The 383-nt window shown below is 33.7% G+C and carries 1 protein-coding gene; it reads left to right on the top strand.

The annotated features are described in order from the left end of the window. Nucleotides 1-103: 103 nt before the first annotated feature. The coding region (locus tag AOA60_RS32150) for a hypothetical protein (protein WP_143522379.1) at nucleotides 104-383 on the top strand (280 nt) is incomplete at its 3' end.

Genomic DNA, 383 nt, shown 5'->3' with positions numbered 1-383 from the left:
CTTTCACACCAAGATGCACACAACAGGCACAGTACTTTACTAACCATCTACAATCTCACATGAAAAAATTATGTATAATTAATCAATTTGAAAGGACCGGTGAATGCCAATGGGTTCATTACCGCCAAGTTTTTTAGGAAAGAAAGTTTATTTAGATGGAACAAATAGCCGTTGTTACGTTGTGAAATATGAGGAGCATTTAAAAAAGAAAACGAAAGTACTCCTATTTGATCAGGATACTCCTGTTATCTTTGCAGTAATTGATCAAAGTGGTCGTTTCCTCGATTCATTTTATTTATCAAACAAAAACACAGAGGAAGCTACAAAGATGGTAGAAAAACACAAGAAAAATGTTGAGCGAAAAAAGAATCATAAAGTAACAC

This window comes from Pseudomonas sp. 2822-17 (assembly GCF_002742485.1).
Lineage (GTDB): Bacteria > Pseudomonadota > Gammaproteobacteria > Pseudomonadales > Pseudomonadaceae > Aquipseudomonas > Aquipseudomonas cyclaminis.
This window is presented reverse-complemented; position numbering and strand designations above follow the sequence as displayed.